Genomic DNA, 14,889 nt, shown 5'->3' on the forward strand with positions numbered 1-14,889 from the left:
CCGGACTGAAGAATGAAGAGCAAGAGCAAGAGCAACAGCCGCATTGCTTCCGGGGTCAGATCCGTTTTCCGCAGGAAAACGGATCTGACCCCTCTTTCCACCTGGAAACCCAACGCTCTTGCCGTCCGACGCCGGGATATCAAATGGGCCGGGCCAGGGTGGGTTGGCGGGGGTGTCCGCGGCATGGATGCCGCGGCCAAGCCCCCAGGGACGGGTTTACGGCGTCCCCCGCCTACCCATCCTGGCCCGGCCCTTCTCGCAACCCCTGACCACCGACCAAGCGCCGTTGCTGTTGCTGTTGCTTCAAAACCAGCCTGCCGCAGGCAGCGCCGCAGCCGCCGCTGCAAGGAAACCTGAATACGTTCGAACGCCTCACCTCAATCCCCCGCCCCAGCGGCCGATAACGGGGTTGTCACCGCTCGTCCCGCCGTGACCGGCTCGGCGCCGCCCGCCCGTTTCGACCTGGTCCTGCTCGATGAATCTCCTGCATCGCTGGCAACACTACTTCAGCAATCTCTCCGTCCGGCGCAAGCTCAACCTGCTGACGCTGCTCATCGCGCTCGGCGTGATCGCGCTCTCGGTGATCGCCGCCCGCATGCAGTACCTCGACCTCACCGAGACCCGCAAGACCGCGCTGAAGACCCAGGTCGAACTCAGCTACGGCATCCTCCAGCATTACCACCGGCTGGCCGGCACCGGCGAGCTCAGCGAGGACGCTGCCAAGAGCGCCGCATTGCAGGCGCTGGAAGTGATGCGCGCCGATAACGATGCCTACTACTTCAACATCTACGACACCGGATACCGCCTGCTCATGCACCCGTTCCGCAAGGACCTGGTGGGCAAGGACATGAAGGACTTCCGCACCGACGACGGCGTGCGCATCTACTACGACCAGGTCGAAGCAGCCAAGGCCGGTGGCGGCTTCGTCACCTACCGCTGGGCAAAGCCCGGCAGCAAGGACGAGGTCGAGAAGGTCGCCTACGCCGGCCTGTTCGCGCCCTGGAACTGGGTGGTCAGCAGTGGCGTCTACATGGACGACGTGCAGAAGCAGGCGCTGGTGTTCACCGCCATCATGGCCGTCTCCGGTGGCGTGCTGGTGTTGATCGTGCTGGCCCTGAGCTGGCTCATCGGCAACCGCATCGCCGTGCCGCTGAAGCAGGCAACCGCCGTCGCCGAAGGTATCGCCCGCGGCAAGCTGGACAGCCACATCGGCGCGCAGCCGCATGACGAAACCGGCCGCCTGCTGCATGCCATGTCCGGCATGCAGCAGCAGCTGCACGCGGTTATCAGCGGCCAACGTGAAATGGCGCGTCGTCACGATGGCGGCGAACTGAGCTACCGCATCGACGCCAGCGCCTTCCCCGGCGAGTACGGGCTGATGGTGCAGGAAACCAATGCCCTGGTCGGCGGCCACGTGCAGACCCTGCACGATGTGCTGGACGTGGTGCAGCAATACGCGGTCGGTGATCTCAGCCGCGACATCGCGCGCTATCCCGGCGAGAAGGCCGCGATGACCACCACCGTCGACACGGTCAAGACCAACCTCGGCCGCATCAACGCCGAAATCAAGCAGCTGGCCAGCGCCGCCGCCGCGGGCGACTTCAGCCGCCGTGGCGACGCGCAGCGCTTCGATCACGATTTCCGTCTGATGCTGGAAAACCTCAACGCGATGATGGCGGTCAGCGATGACAACCTCGGCAAGCTCTCTCAGCTGCTGTCGGCCATCGCCGAAGGTGACCTGACCGCGCGCATGCACGGCGACTACCAGGGTGTTTTCGCGCGCATGCGTGACGATGCCAACACCACCGTTACCCAGCTGACCCAGATCGTCGGTCAGATCCAGGCCAGCGCCGGCAGCATCACCCTGGCCGCCGGTGAGATCGCGTCGGGCAACAGCGACCTGTCGCGCCGTACCGAGCAGCAGGCCGCCAACCTCGAAGAAACCGCCGCATCGATGGAGGAACTGACCTCCACCGTGCGCCAGAACGCCGAGCACGCCCGCCAGGCCAACCAGCTCGCCATCGGCGCGCAGGGTGTTGCCTCCCAAGGCGGCAGCGTGGTCAGCCAGGTGGTCACCACGATGTCCGCCATCGAAGCCTCGTCGAAGAAGATCGCCGAGATCATCAGTGTCATCGACGGCATCGCCTTCCAGACCAATATCCTGGCGCTGAACGCCGCGGTGGAAGCTGCCCGTGCCGGCGAACAGGGCCGCGGCTTCGCCGTGGTCGCCAGCGAGGTGCGTACCCTCGCCCAGCGCTCGGCCGCCGCGGCCAAGGAGATCAAGGGCCTGATCGATGATTCGGTCGGCAAGGTCGCCGAAGGCTCCAGCCTGGTCCACCAGGCCGGCAGCACCATGGGCGAGATCGTCGCTTCAGTGCAGCGCGTGACCGACATCATGGCCGAGATCTCCGCCGCCTCGCAGGAACAGTCCGCCGGCATCGAGCAGGTCAACCAGACCGTGGTGCAGATGGACGAAACCACCCAGCAGAACGCCGCACTGGTGGAAGAAGCCACCGCCGCCGCGCGTGCAATGGAAGAACAGGCTGGCCAGCTGGCCGACGCCGTGGCGATCTTCCGCCTCGACAACCAGGTCTCGGCCGCCGTGAAGGCCGTGGCCGCTCGCGTGGAACCGGCCCGTGTCACCACCGTGGCACGCCCACAGCCGACCAGTGCCCCCGCTCCGGTCCGCCGCAGCAGCAACGCCAGCACCTTCGTCGCCAGCGACAGCGACTGGCAGGAATTCTGAGACCCACCCGCGGTGGCTTCGGCCGCCGCCTCTGCCGATGGACACGTCCCCCGTGCAAAGTCCTACTCCCATCGTCACCGGCCCGCGCGAATTCGAGTTCGCCGACCGTGATTTCCGCCGCGTCTGCGACCTGATCTACCAGCGCGTGGGCATCGCCCTCGCGCCGGCCAAGCGCGACATGGTCTATGGCCGCCTGTCGCGCCGCCTGCGCACGCTGGGCATGCGCAGCTTCCAGCAGTATCTGGACCATCTGGAGCAGGAAGATGGTGACGAGTGGCAGGCGTTCACCAACGCCCTGACCACCAACCTGACCTCGTTCTTCCGCGAACCGCATCACTTCGACAAGCTGCGCGAGGAGCTGCACCAGCGCTCCAGCCGCACGCCGCTGCTGCTGTGGTCCTGCGCGGCGTCCACCGGCGAAGAGCCCTACTCGATGGCGATCACCGCCTGCGAGGCCTTCGGCACCCTGAAACCGCCGGTACGCATCATCGCCACCGACGTCGATACCCAGGTGCTGGCCACCGCCGGTCGTGGCGTCTACAACATCGATCGCGTCACCAGCCTCGATCCGGACCTGCGCCGCCGCTACTTCCAGCGCGGCAGCGGCCCCAACGAGGGTCAGTGCCGCGTGCTGCCGGCGCTGCGCGAGCTGATCGAGTTCCGCCCGCTGAACCTCCTCGCCCCGCGCTACGACGTCGGCGGACCATTCGACGCGCTGTTCTGCCGCAACGTGATGATCTACTTCGACAAGCCGACCCAGCGTGCCATCCTCGGTCGCCTGGTCCAGCACCTGTCCGATGATGGCCTGCTCTATACCGGGCACTCGGAGAATTACCTGCACGCCGCCGACCTGATCCAGCCCTGCGGCCGCACCCTGTACCGCCGTGCGGCAAAGGCCGGTGCATGAACGCCTCACTGCGTACCGATGATGTGATGCGCTACCAGGATGCGCGCTTCAAGACCATCGCCGCCAAGCTGCTGCCGACCCAGTACCTGGTGGTGGACGACACCACCGCGCTGACCACAACGCTGGGTTCCTGCGTGGCCGCCTGCCTGCGCGACCCCGTGCTGAAAATCGGTGGCATGAACCATTTCCTGCTGCCCGAAGGCAACGCCGGCGACGGCGCACCCGCGCGCTATGGCAGCTATGCGATGGAACTGCTGATCAACGACATGCTCAAGCGCGGCGCACACCGCAAGCGCATCGAGGCCAAGGTGTTCGGCGGCGCCAACGTGCTCAAGGGATTCACCAGCAATCCGGTCGGCACCCGTAACGCCGAGTTCGTGCGCCAGTACCTGCAGGCCGAGCACATTCCGATCATCGCCGAGGATCTGTGCGGCATCCATCCGCGCAAGATCTGGTTCTTCGCCGATACCGGCCGCGTGGTGGTGCAACGGCTGCCGCATGCCCACGAAGCCGAAGTCGCCGCGACCGAATCGGCCGTGCGTGCGCGCCTGTCCAAGGCCCCGGTCACCGGTGGCGTGGAGTTGTTCGAATGACCCTGACCGGCAACGCCCCCTGCCGGGTCCTGATCGTCGACGACTCTGCCGTCGTGCGGCAGATGCTCACGGAAATCCTGTCCAGCGATCCGGCCATCGACGTGGTCGGCACCGCCGCCGACCCGCTGCTGGCGCGCGAGAAGATCAAGCGCCTGGCCCCGGACGTGATCACCCTGGACGTGGAAATGCCACGCATGGACGGGCTGGCGTTCCTGGAAAACCTGATGCGCCTGCACCCGCTGCCGGTGGTGATGATCTCTTCGCTGACCGAGCGCGGCGCCGACACCACCCTGCAGGCACTGGCGCTGGGTGCGGTGGATTTCGTCTCCAAGCCGAAGCTGGACGTGGCGCGCGGCCTGCAGGCCTACGCCGACGAGATCATCGCCAAGGTCAAGATGGCGGCGCGCTCGCGCGTACGTCCACTGGTGCGCACTGCAGTCCCGAAGCTCACGCTGGACACAGCCCCTGCCGTGCGTCCGGCAGCGACCCAGTTCCGCACCACCGACCGTCTGATCGCCATCGGCTCGTCTGCTGGTGGCACCGAGGCACTGCGTGTGGTGCTCGAAGGCATGCCCGCCGACGGTCCCGCAGTGGTGATGACCCAGCACCTGCCGGCCAGCTTCAGCAGTGCCTTCGCCGAACGCCTGGACCGCCACTCGGCCATGGCCGTGCGCGAGGCCAGCGACGGCGAAGCCGTACTGCCCGGCCATGCCTACCTGCCACCGGGCGGCAAGCATCTGCGGATCATCCGTGACGGTGCGCGCTGGCGCTGCCGCGTCGACGACGGCCCAGCGGTGAACCGGCACAAGCCTGCGGTGGACGTGCTGTTCCGCTCGGTCGCGCAGAATGCCGGCGGCAATGCCATTGGCGCCATCCTCACCGGGATGGGCGATGACGGCGCACGCGGCCTGCTGGAAATGCGCCAGGCCGGCGCACCGACACTGGTGCAGGACGAGGCCAGCAGCGTGGTCTGGGGCATGCCCGGTGCAGCGTTCAAGCTCGGCGCCGCCGAGGAACAGGTGCCGCTGGAACGGATTGCCGAGCGATTGCTGGCGCTCGCCCGCGGCTGATTGCGCGCCGCGGCTCAAGGACTCCGCGGGCAGTAGATCCACGCCATGCGTGGATGCCTTTGTAGAGTCGAGCCGCGCTCGACTCATCGCGCATCGCGCGAACAGCAGCCATGGACTCGGCGCTACACGCCATCAGGCAACAAAAAAAGGCGCCGGCTTTCATCGGGGCTCTTCGTTTCAACGCGCTAAGCGCATGTGTGCTTTGATAGCGGTATTGCACAAGGAATGCTGCACATGATCAAAGGCATATGGAAGGCCGCCCTGGCGGCCGTACTGCTTTCATTGCCACTGGCACCCGCCAGCGCCAGTGGCAATCTGTTCTACTTCGAGGCCAAGCAGGGTGATGTGTTCTTCATGCTGATGCTGGTGGGTCGCGAAGATCCCGGCGCGGTAAGCGTCAGCTGGAAAGGCCCGTCTATCCCGCCGTACCCCAACGTGCATCGCCGCTACTACATCGAATTCAACCGTGCAAAGCGCCAAGCCTACGTGCGTCCACTTGACCGTGATGGATTGCCCTGGTTCGAGATGGATGTCTCCGGTAAGCGCGGCTACGTGCTGATCGGCGGCCGTCGGTTGCAGGGCAACCCAGACTGGACCCTTCAGTAGCGCCGGACGCCTTACCGTTCCGTTGTTGCCCACACGCCAAAATCTGCCATTTGAATCGCGCCAGGCTCCAGCGACTCCAATCAGTCAATGGTCCGGCTATCAGCTGGACGTGGATGCAGGCTCGCCAGAACGGTCCCGTCAAGCTTGATCAGCTCCAAGGTCTGATCTGTCTTCAACGTCTCAAACAGACCGTCCGCTCGATGATGAATCGATAGAAATCCCTGTTCGAACAGCGTCGTTCCTGTGCCTGGGTCAAGAAAATTAACCGTAACATCACCGGCACTGTTTCGCTCACGCACGAAAACCAAGCCATCCGAAACACTCACGTAGCCGTAGCGGGGCGCGAGCCTCCACCACCCCGACTCATCCAGAAGGCCCCAGCGGCCACGCAGTGAGAGGGCGTAAACCCTTGTTCCATCCGCCAAAAACTCCGGTGAGGGATCATGCGGCGTGAAATCCGCCACCGCATTACCGCGCAGATCGAGAATGTGATACCCCGGGTCATACCCCGGCCGTTCGAATGCCGCGACCAGATTCGGACCCAATGGTTGTATCCGACGGTAGCGAGGAGGAATCAGCCAAGCACCCGTAGCATCTATTACACCCCATCCTCCATCGGCTTGGGCCAACAGCAGTTGGTCATCCAGTCCTTCCGCGGTTTGAAAAGGCGCAAGTCGGTAGTACAGGGAAGACGAGATGCTGCCATCTTCCAGCATCATGAAACGCACCCCCGCTTCGCCGGGCTTTTGATACTCGACGATCCTGCGGTTCAACGGATGCAGGCCTGCAGCGCGTTGCAGGGAGCGCAGCGACCCATCCAGGCCTACAACGTATTCATCATCTTCCGAACTGAAGATTACATACCCCACTCGTTCAGCGAACTCATCTGTCTTCATACAGTGGCCTGCAGGCGTCGGAAACATCAAACCCGCGCGCGTGAAATGCAGGCACTGGCCGTCTTCGGCTACCGCAGAAAGCAGGTACCCACCCCGACCAAACTTGAACCGATATCGACCCATGGGCGCCACTTGCACCCCGTGGGGATCCAGCACCGTGTCGTTGCCGCCCTGGGTGGCGAGCACGAATCCCGACCTGTTGAAGGTCATCCGGTCGTAGTCCTGGCGCCCTATGCCTGCCAGTGATCGATCAACCAGGCCAAAGTTGACGCCATCACGCGAAGCGATGGCCACTTTCCCCTCTTCACCCAAGACACCACGGGTACCAAAGTTACTGAAAACGGGACCGGACCTGCCCTTCGCGTCAAGGAAGCGGGTCGTACAGCGCTGCTTCTCACTGTTGCGGAGTTCTACAGCCGGGTTTCCAGCCCAGGACGCCGAGCGCAGGAGATCGATCTCGCCTTTCTGCTCAAACCGACGCACCAATCGGCCTCGTGCATTGAAGAAGTCGATTCGCTTGTACGCCTTGGGCGGCTTCCGCAGCAATACCTCGGCTTCGATCAGCCCGTTGCCGTGTACCTCAACCGAGTCGTAATGCGCTTCAAGGACGATACGCCCTTCTGAATTCATGACGCCCCTGTTCTCCCCTCTTTCGAAGACTGCCACCCCATTTTTGAAGGGGTGGAGGTATTGCATTCCCCGATGCTCGGCAAGTTGCCGACCAGTGCCATCCAGCACCACGCAGCGGCCCTCATGACAGAGGCCGTGGCGTGTAGTCCTGTCGAAACGTGGCGGCGGCTCGGTGGGCTGTAGCATTGCAGGCGCCGACGTTGCCCCTGCCGATGGCGCAATGGTCAGAAGTGCAGAGGCCAGCAGAATGCCCAAAGCCTGGGTGGTGACGGTGCGGCGATGGGTAGGACTGGGAGGCAGCAGGAATGAGCGGCGCATCTTGCGCAGGACCGAAATTGTGGGCATCCACGGTAGGCGCGATGCATCTCTACTGAAATGCAACTTCTACGAAAGTGCCCCGTCTACAAAAAAACCCCCGGTTCTCACCGGGGGTTCTTCGTTTCAACGGGATGCCGGCCAGCGGCCGGCACTACCGCATCAGGCAGCGACCGTCTTGGCCACGTCCTGGTATTCCTCGATCTGGTCGAAGTTCATGTAGCGGTAGATCTCCGCGCCGCTGGCGGCGATCACGCCCACATCGGCCATGTACTCTTCCTTGGTCGGGATGCGGCCCAGACGCGAGCAGATCGCGGCCAGTTCGGCCGAACCCAGGTACACGTTGGTGTTGCGGCCCAGACGGTTCGGGAAGTTGCGGGTCGAGGTCGACATCGCGGTGGAGCCTTCACGGATCTGCGCCTGGTTGCCCATGCACAGCGAGCAGCCCGGCATTTCCATGCGTGCACCGGTGGCGCCGAAGGTGCCGTACACGCCTTCCTTGGTCAGCTCCGAGGCGTCCATCTTGGTCGGCGGGGCCACCCACAGGCGGGTCGGCAGGTCACGCTTGCCTTCCAGCAGCTTGGCCGCCGCACGGAAGTGACCGATGTTGGTCATGCACGAACCGATGAACACTTCGTCGATCTTGGCGCCGGCCACTTCGGACAGGGTCTTCACGTCGTCCGGGTCGTTCGGGCAAGCCACGATCGGCTCGTGGATGTCGGCCAGGTCGATCTCGATGACGGCGGCGTACTCGGCGTCGGCATCCGGCTCCAGCAGCTGCGGGTTGGCCAGCCACGCTTCCATCTTCTCGATGCGACGCTGCAGCGAGCGCGGATCCTGGTAACCCTCGGCAATCATCCACTTCAGCAGGGTGATGTTGCTGGTCAGGTACTCGATGATCGGTTCCTTGTTCAGGCGCACCGAGCAACCGGCCGCCGAACGCTCGGCCGAGGCGTCGGACAGTTCGAACGCCTGTTCGACCTTCAGCTCCGGCAGGCCTTCGATTTCCAGGATGCGGCCGGAGAAGATGTTCTTCTTGCCGGCCTTGGCCACGGTCAGCAGCCCGGACTTGATCGCGTACAGCGGGATCGCGTTGACCAGGTCACGCAGGGTCACGCCCGGCTGCATCTTGCCCTTGAAGCGCACCAGCACCGACTCCGGCATGTCCAGCGGCATCACGCCGGTGGCAGCAGCGAAGGCGACCAGGCCCGAACCGGCCGGGAACGAAATACCCACCGGGAAACGGGTGTGCGAGTCACCACCGGTACCGACGGTGTCCGGCAGCAGCATGCGGTTGAGCCAGCTGTGGATCACGCCGTCGCCCGGGCGCAGCGAGACGCCGCCACGGGTGGAGATGAACTCCGGCAGGGTGTGGTGGGTCTTCACGTCCACCGGCTTCGGGTAAGCGGCGGTGTGGCAGAACGACTGCATCACCAGGTCGGCCGAGAAGCCCAGGCAGGCCAGGTCCTTCAGCTCGTCACGGGTCATCGGGCCGGTGGTGTCCTGCGAGCCGACCGAGGTCATCTTCGGTTCGCAGTAGGTGCCCGGGCGCATGCCCTGGCCTTCCGGCAGGCCACAGGCGCGGCCGACCATCTTCTGCGCCAGCGAGAAGCCCTTGCCAGTGTCGACCGGCTGAACCGGCAGGCGGAACAGATCGGTCGGGGCCAGGCCCAGGGCTTCGCGCGCCTTGCCAGTCAGGCCACGGCCGATGATCAGCGGAATGCGGCCACCGGCACGCACTTCGTCGAACAGCACTTCAGACTTGACCTGGAACTCGGCGATCACTTCACCGTTCTTCAGCGCCTTGCCTTCGTACGGACGCAGCTCGACCACATCGCCGTGCTCCATCTTCGACACGTCCAGCTCGATCGGCAGTGCGCCGGCATCTTCCATGGTGTTGTAGAAGATCGGGGCGATCTTCGAACCCAGGCAGACGCCACCGGCGCGCTTGTTCGGGATGAACGGAATGTCATCACCGGTCCACCACAGCACGCTGTTGGTGGCCGACTTGCGCGAGGAGCCGGTACCGACCACGTCGCCGACATAGGCGACCAGGTGGCCCTTGTCCTTCAGCGACAGGATCTGCTGGATCGGGCCGCGCTTGCCGTCTTCTTCCGGGGTGAACGGCGCATCGTCGCGCTTGTTCTTCAGCATCGCCAGGGCGTGCATCGGAATGTCCGGGCGGGTGGTCGCATCCGGTGCCGGTGACAGGTCGTCGGTGTTGGTCTCGCCCGGCACCTTGAACACGGTGACGGTCAGGCTCTGCGGCACTTCCGGGTTGTTGGTGAACCACTCGGCATCGGCCCAGCTCTGCAGCACGGCCTGGGCGTTGGCGTTGCCGGCCTTGGCCTTTTCCTGCACGTCATGGAAGGCATCGAACACCAGCAGGGTCTTCTTCAGACCGTTGGCGGCGATGGTGCCGACGCTGGCGTCGTCCAGCAGCTGCACCAGCGGCGCGACGTTGTAACCGCCCAGCATGGTGCCCAGCAGTTCGGTGGCGCGCTCGCGGCTGATCAGCGGGTTCTGCTCGCTGCCCAGGGCGATCGCGGCCAGGTACGAGGCCTTGACCTTGGCCGCGTCATCGACGCCGGCCGGCACGCGATGGGTCAGCAGGTCGAGCAGGAACTCGGCCTCGCCCTGCGGCGGGTTCTTCAGCAGTTCGATGACATCGGCCGTCTGCTGCGCGCTCAGCGGCAGCGGCGGGATGCCAAGCGCAGCGCGCTCGGCGACGTGGTGGCGGTAGGCTTCCAACATGACAACTCCCGGGTAATGCGTAGGTTGAAAAAACAATGTGGGCTCAGGCTTGCGGCACGATCAGCTTCAGGCCCTTGAAGTAGTCGCGGTAAAACGTGTCGTTCCAGGTGATCAGGCCGTCGCACTGCAGCAGTGCGTGGGCGCCGACCATGAATTCGTCCAGACTGCGACGGCTGCCGCCGCGCTGGCGATGACGACGGTGCATCTCGCCGGCGCGCAGCGCCGACTTGGCTTCCATCGGGTTGAAGTGCACGCCCATCTCTTCCAGCGCTTCCAGCACTTCGGCACCGCCGCGCAGCGATGCGCAGACTTCGGCCAGGGTCGCGCCACAGACCACCACGCGGCCGCCGACCAGGCTCTGCCGGAGGATGGCTTCCACCGCATCGGCCTGCGGACCATTGCTGAGCAGCTCGACCAGTACCGGCGAATCGACGGCGATCATCACGGCTTATTCCTCGTCACGCACCGCACGCACCGCCGCGTCGGACGACTCAAAGCCGTCCAGCGCGAACTTGCCGCGCGCCCGTGAAATGGCATCGTCAACACTCTTGCGCAGGATGATGCGGCTGCCGTCCAGTTCGACCTTCAGCAGCGTGCCCTTGGTCAGGCCGAGGGCATCACGCACCGCCTTGGGCAGGGTGATCTGTCCGCGTTCTGCAACAGTGGCTTCCATCGGTAGGCCCTCCAGAGTATGCACAAATTATACATACTTCCTTGGGCATACTTCCACCCTGAACAGGACCGGCACCCCGCCAGCCCTTGCCTCGCAAAGGATCGGCCACAAACGTGACATACGCCATACACCCTCCCCTGTAGTCTGGAACCGATGCCGCAGGCCGAACCCGGCCCGGGTGAATCCATTCAGTTTCGGGTTCATACTGGAACTTCCGGGGCCACCAGGCCCGCGGCAAACGCAAGCAGGTCCGCCCATGCGCGGGCCACTGCAAGCCATCCGCAAGAAGGAGTTACCCCGCATGAGCGATTCGTTCTCCACCCGAAGCCAGCTGAACGTCGGCGGCAAGACCTACGACTACTTCAGCCTGCCCACGCTGGGCCAGCGCTTCGACATCTCCCACCTGCCCTACTCGATGAGGATCCTGCTGGAGAACCTGCTCCGGCACGAGGATGGCGGCATCACCGTCGGCAAGGACCACATCGAAGCCGTGGCCCGCTGGAATCCGGCGGCCGAACCGGACACCGAAATCGCCTTCATGCCGGCGCGCGTGGTCCTGCAGGACTTCACTGGTGTGCCCTGCGTGGTCGACCTGGCCGCGATGCGCGATGCGGTGGTCAAACTCGGCGGCTCGCCGGAGCAGATCAACCCGCAGATTCCCTCCGAGCTGGTCATCGACCACTCGGTGCAGGTCGACGTGTTCGGCAAGCCCGACGCGCTGGACCTCAACGGCAAGATCGAATTCCAGCGCAACCAGGAACGCTACGGCTTCCTGCGCTGGGGCCAGAAGGCCTTCGACAACTTCAAGGTGGTGCCGCCCAACACCGGCATCGTGCACCAGGTGAATCTGGAAAACCTGGCCCGCGTGGTGATGACCGCGGACAAGGATGGCAAGGCGGTGGCCTACCCCGATACCGTGTTCGGCACCGACAGCCACACCACCATGATCAACGGCATCGGCGTGCTGGGCTGGGGCGTGGGCGGCATCGAAGCCGAGGCCGCCATGCTCGGCCAGCCGTCGTCGATGCTGATCCCGCAGGTGGTGGGCTTCAAGTTGACCGGCAAGCTGCCCGAGGGCGCCACCGCCACCGACCTGGTGCTGACCGTTACCCAGATGCTGCGCAAGCTCGGCGTGGTCGGCAAGTTCGTCGAGTTCTACGGTGATGGCCTGCAGCACCTGCCGCTGGCCGACCGTGCCACCATCGGCAACATGGCCCCGGAATACGGCGCCACCTGCGGCATCTTCCCGATCGACGCCGAATCGCTGAACTACCTGCGCCTGTCCGGCCGCAGCGAAGAACAGATCGACCTGGTCGAAGCCTACGCCAAGGCGCAGGGCCTGTGGCACGAGCCGGGCAGCCCGCACGCGCAGTACAGCACCACGCTGGAACTGGACATGGGCACGGTGAAGCCGTCGCTGGCCGGCCCCAAGCGCCCGCAGGACCGCGTGCTGCTGGAGGACGTACAGAGGAACTACCGCGAAGCGCTGGTTGGCCTGACCACCAACCGCGACAAGCGCAGCGACGATGTCTCCTCGTTCGTCAATGAGGGCGGTGGCGCCGCGGTCGGCAACGAGCAGCTGGCCAAGGGCTTCGCCGACATCGAGATCGAAGGCCGCAAGGTGCGGCTGAAGGATGGCGCGGTGGTCATCGCGGCCATCACCTCCTGCACCAACACCTCCAACCCGGCGGTGATGATCGGTGCCGGCCTGCTGGCCCGCAACGCGGCCGCCAAGGGCCTGAACCGCCAGCCGTGGGTGAAGACCTCGCTCGGCCCAGGCTCGCGCGTGGTCACCGACTACCTGGAAAAGGCCGGCGTACTGAAGGAACTGGAGAAGATCGGCTTCTACGTGGTCGGCTACGGCTGCACCACCTGCATCGGCAACTCCGGCCCGCTGCCGACCGAAGTCAGCGCCGGCATCGCCGCCGGCGATCTTGTGGTCACCTCGGTGTTGTCCGGCAACCGCAACTTCGAGGGCCGCGTGCACCCCGAAGTGAAGATGAACTACCTGGCCAGCCCGCCGCTGGTGGTGGCCTACGCCATCGCCGGCACCACCGACATCGACCTGACCACCCAGGCGCTCGGTACCGGCAGCGATGGCCAGCCGGTGTTCCTGCGCGACATCTGGCCGAGCAACAAGGAAATCGGCGATGTCATCGCCGCGACCATCGGCCCGGAGATGTTCAAGCAGAACTACGCCGACGTGTTCAAGGGTGACACCCGCTGGAACACCATCGCCTCGCCGGACGGCAACCTGTACGAGTGGAGCGATGCCTCCACCTACATCAAGAACCCGCCGTACTTCGATGGCATGACCATGCAGACCGGCAGCATCGACGACGTGCATGGTGCACGCGTGATGGGCCTGTTCGGCGATTCGATCACCACCGACCACATCTCCCCGGCCGGCAACATCAAGAAGGACTCGCCGGCAGGCCGCTTCCTGCAGGAACGCGGCGTGCAGCCGGCCGACTTCAACAGCTACGGCAGCCGCCGCGGCAACGATGACGTGATGGTCCGCGGCACCTTCGCCAACATCCGCATCAAGAACCTGATGTTCGGTGGCGAGGAAGGCGGCAACACCCTGTACTACCCCGCCGGCGGTGGCCAGCCGGAGAAGCTGGCGATCTACGATGCGGCCATGAAGTACAAGGCCGACAAGGTGCCGCTGGTGGTGCTGGCCGGCAAGGAATACGGCACCGGTTCGTCGCGCGACTGGGCGGCCAAGGGCACCCTGCTGCTGGGGGTGAAGGCGGTCATCGCCGAAAGCTTCGAGCGCATCCACCGCTCCAACCTGGTCGGCATGGGCGTGCTGCCGCTGCAGTTCCGCAACGGCGAGAACGCGCAGAGCCTGGGCCTGGACGGCTCGGAAGTGATCGACATCACCGGCCTGCAGGACGGTGCCAGCAAACGCGCCACGGTCACCGCCACCAAGGCCGATGGCACCAGGAAGACCTTTGAGGTCTCGGTGATGCTGCTGACCCCGAAGGAAGTCGAGTACTTCCGCCATGGTGGCCTGCTGCAGTACGTGCTGCGCCAGCTGGCCAGCAAGTAACGATCAACTGCAGAGCCGGGCCCGCGCTCGGCACTGCAGGACGAAGGGCCGGATCCTCGCGGATCCGGCCCTTCTCGTCTACACATGGGCCTGCTCGCGTCAGGTCACACATCGACCCTTCCGATCACGGCCGGACACCAAACAGGTGCCACGACGTCTTCACTGGAGGGCCACTGGCGTCCAGCGACCAAAGACCTTCCGCCCACTCAAGATGCCCGTCCGGCGCATTCTCGTTGAACACCACCACCGACATCTCACCGGCAGGGTGCGGCGTTTCTTCTACGCGATAGCACACCGCACCGGTGTTTCCCCGGTAGACGCTGGAGAGAAAGCCCGGCGGGCAGCGCACATCCAGCACCCGGTAACCACTGTTCTCCTCACTGGCATAGACATTGGTGTGGATCGAGTACGTGACCAGCCCACCTGGATGCGGTGCCAGCCGCAAGCGAAGTTCCGCCGTTTCACCCAGCGCGGTCACCGGAAAATTCAGCTGCTCCAGCGCATCCGGCGCCGCGTGGGCCATCACGGAGAACGAGACCATCAGCGCGCAGCCGAGAATTCGGACCATGACTCAACTCCGGAAAAGGATCGTTGAACAATGATTGCCACGAACGGTCCTGCATGTCTTTCAGAATGCTACGAAA

Annotated in this window: 11 protein-coding genes; 6 read left to right on the forward strand and 5 right to left on the reverse strand. The window is 64.7% G+C overall.

What is annotated here, in order from left to right:
- Nucleotides 1-475: 475 nt before the first annotated feature.
- The 5 genes from HLA98_RS18695 (at nucleotide 476) to HLA98_RS18715 (ending at nucleotide 5,922) form a co-directional block, all read left to right on the forward strand.
- Entirely contained in the window at nucleotides 476-2,746 is a 2,271-nt protein-coding gene (locus HLA98_RS18695) for a methyl-accepting chemotaxis protein (RefSeq protein ID WP_057500416.1), read from the forward strand.
- Nucleotides 2,747-2,783: 37 nt separating this feature from the next.
- Nucleotides 2,784-3,653: a CheR family methyltransferase gene (locus tag HLA98_RS18700; RefSeq protein WP_057500415.1), complete on the forward strand. Its 870-nt coding sequence runs from the start codon at nucleotides 2,784-2,786 to the stop codon at nucleotides 3,651-3,653.
- Nucleotides 3,650-4,246: a chemoreceptor glutamine deamidase CheD gene (gene cheD, locus HLA98_RS18705; protein ID WP_008264676.1), complete on the forward strand. Its 597-nt coding sequence runs from the start codon at nucleotides 3,650-3,652 to the stop codon at nucleotides 4,244-4,246. Before HLA98_RS18700 ends, cheD begins: the two co-directional genes overlap by 4 nt.
- Nucleotides 4,243-5,316: a protein-glutamate methylesterase/protein-glutamine glutaminase gene (locus HLA98_RS18710; RefSeq protein ID WP_129550526.1), complete on the forward strand. Its 1,074-nt coding sequence runs from the start codon at nucleotides 4,243-4,245 to the stop codon at nucleotides 5,314-5,316. The genes cheD and HLA98_RS18710 overlap by 4 nt, the downstream gene beginning before the upstream one ends.
- A gap of 234 nt (nucleotides 5,317-5,550) precedes the next feature.
- Nucleotides 5,551-5,922, forward strand: a complete 372-nt coding sequence (locus HLA98_RS18715) for a hypothetical protein (RefSeq protein ID WP_129550527.1) — start codon at nucleotides 5,551-5,553, stop codon at nucleotides 5,920-5,922.
- Nucleotides 5,923-6,002: 80 nt separating this feature from the next.
- Here the strand turns inward: HLA98_RS18715 and HLA98_RS18720 are convergent, their stop codons facing one another.
- The 4 genes from HLA98_RS18720 to HLA98_RS18735 all read right to left on the reverse strand — a co-directional run bounded on the left by HLA98_RS18720 (nucleotide 6,003) and on the right by HLA98_RS18735 (nucleotide 11,190).
- Nucleotides 6,003-7,766 carry a WG repeat-containing protein gene (locus tag HLA98_RS18720; RefSeq protein ID WP_160320753.1) on the reverse strand — a complete coding sequence of 588 codons (1,764 nt, stop codon included), beginning with the start codon at nucleotides 7,764-7,766 and terminating at the stop codon, nucleotides 6,003-6,005.
- 159 nt (nucleotides 7,767-7,925) lie between these two features.
- Complete coding sequence (gene acnB / locus HLA98_RS18725; RefSeq protein ID WP_057500412.1) at nucleotides 7,926-10,517, reverse strand: bifunctional aconitate hydratase 2/2-methylisocitrate dehydratase; 2,592 nt, start codon at nucleotides 10,515-10,517, stop codon at nucleotides 7,926-7,928.
- A 43-nt stretch (nucleotides 10,518-10,560) separates the two neighbouring features.
- Nucleotides 10,561-10,959, reverse strand: coding sequence for a type II toxin-antitoxin system VapC family toxin (locus HLA98_RS18730; RefSeq protein ID WP_005409506.1), 399 nt, complete (start codon nucleotides 10,957-10,959; stop codon nucleotides 10,561-10,563).
- Between the two features lie 6 nt (nucleotides 10,960-10,965).
- Nucleotides 10,966-11,190 carry an AbrB/MazE/SpoVT family DNA-binding domain-containing protein gene (locus HLA98_RS18735; RefSeq protein ID WP_005409505.1) on the reverse strand — a complete coding sequence of 75 codons (225 nt, stop codon included), beginning with the start codon at nucleotides 11,188-11,190 and terminating at the stop codon, nucleotides 10,966-10,968.
- Between the two features lie 301 nt (nucleotides 11,191-11,491).
- Here HLA98_RS18735 and acnA point away from each other — a divergent pair, with 301 nt between their 5' ends.
- A complete protein-coding gene (acnA, locus tag HLA98_RS18740) occupies nucleotides 11,492-14,245 on the forward strand; it encodes an aconitate hydratase AcnA (protein WP_057500411.1) in 2,754 nt (917 codons plus the stop codon).
- A gap of 124 nt (nucleotides 14,246-14,369) precedes the next feature.
- Here the strand turns inward: acnA and HLA98_RS18745 are convergent, their stop codons facing one another.
- Nucleotides 14,370-14,813 carry a hypothetical protein gene (locus HLA98_RS18745; protein WP_057500410.1) on the reverse strand — a complete coding sequence of 148 codons (444 nt, stop codon included), beginning with the start codon at nucleotides 14,811-14,813 and terminating at the stop codon, nucleotides 14,370-14,372.
- Nucleotides 14,814-14,889: the final 76 nt, after the last annotated feature.

This window comes from Stenotrophomonas africana (assembly GCF_013004645.1).
GTDB lineage: Bacteria > Pseudomonadota > Gammaproteobacteria > Xanthomonadales > Xanthomonadaceae > Stenotrophomonas > Stenotrophomonas africana.

Excerpts from the sequence above, each read along its gene's own strand:
- HLA98_RS18695 (WP_057500416.1), top strand. The coding sequence starts at position 476 with ATGAATCTCCTGCATCGCTGGCAACACTACTTCAGCAATCTCTCCGTC.
- HLA98_RS18700 (WP_057500415.1), top strand. The coding sequence starts at position 2,784 with ATGGACACGTCCCCCGTGCAAAGTCCTACTCCCATCGTCACCGGCCCG.
- cheD (WP_008264676.1), top strand. The coding sequence starts at position 3,650 with ATGAACGCCTCACTGCGTACCGATGATGTGATGCGCTACCAGGATGCG.
- HLA98_RS18710 (WP_129550526.1), top strand. The coding sequence starts at position 4,243 with ATGACCCTGACCGGCAACGCCCCCTGCCGGGTCCTGATCGTCGACGAC.
- HLA98_RS18715 (WP_129550527.1), top strand. The coding sequence starts at position 5,551 with ATGATCAAAGGCATATGGAAGGCCGCCCTGGCGGCCGTACTGCTTTCA.
- HLA98_RS18720 (WP_160320753.1), bottom strand. The coding sequence starts at position 7,766 with ATGCGCCGCTCATTCCTGCTGCCTCCCAGTCCTACCCATCGCCGCACC.
- acnB (WP_057500412.1), bottom strand. The coding sequence starts at position 10,517 with ATGTTGGAAGCCTACCGCCACCACGTCGCCGAGCGCGCTGCGCTTGGC.
- HLA98_RS18730 (WP_005409506.1), bottom strand. The coding sequence starts at position 10,959 with ATGATCGCCGTCGATTCGCCGGTACTGGTCGAGCTGCTCAGCAATGGT.
- HLA98_RS18735 (WP_005409505.1), bottom strand. The coding sequence starts at position 11,190 with ATGGAAGCCACTGTTGCAGAACGCGGACAGATCACCCTGCCCAAGGCG.
- acnA (WP_057500411.1), top strand. The coding sequence starts at position 11,492 with ATGAGCGATTCGTTCTCCACCCGAAGCCAGCTGAACGTCGGCGGCAAG.
- HLA98_RS18745 (WP_057500410.1), bottom strand. The coding sequence starts at position 14,813 with ATGGTCCGAATTCTCGGCTGCGCGCTGATGGTCTCGTTCTCCGTGATG.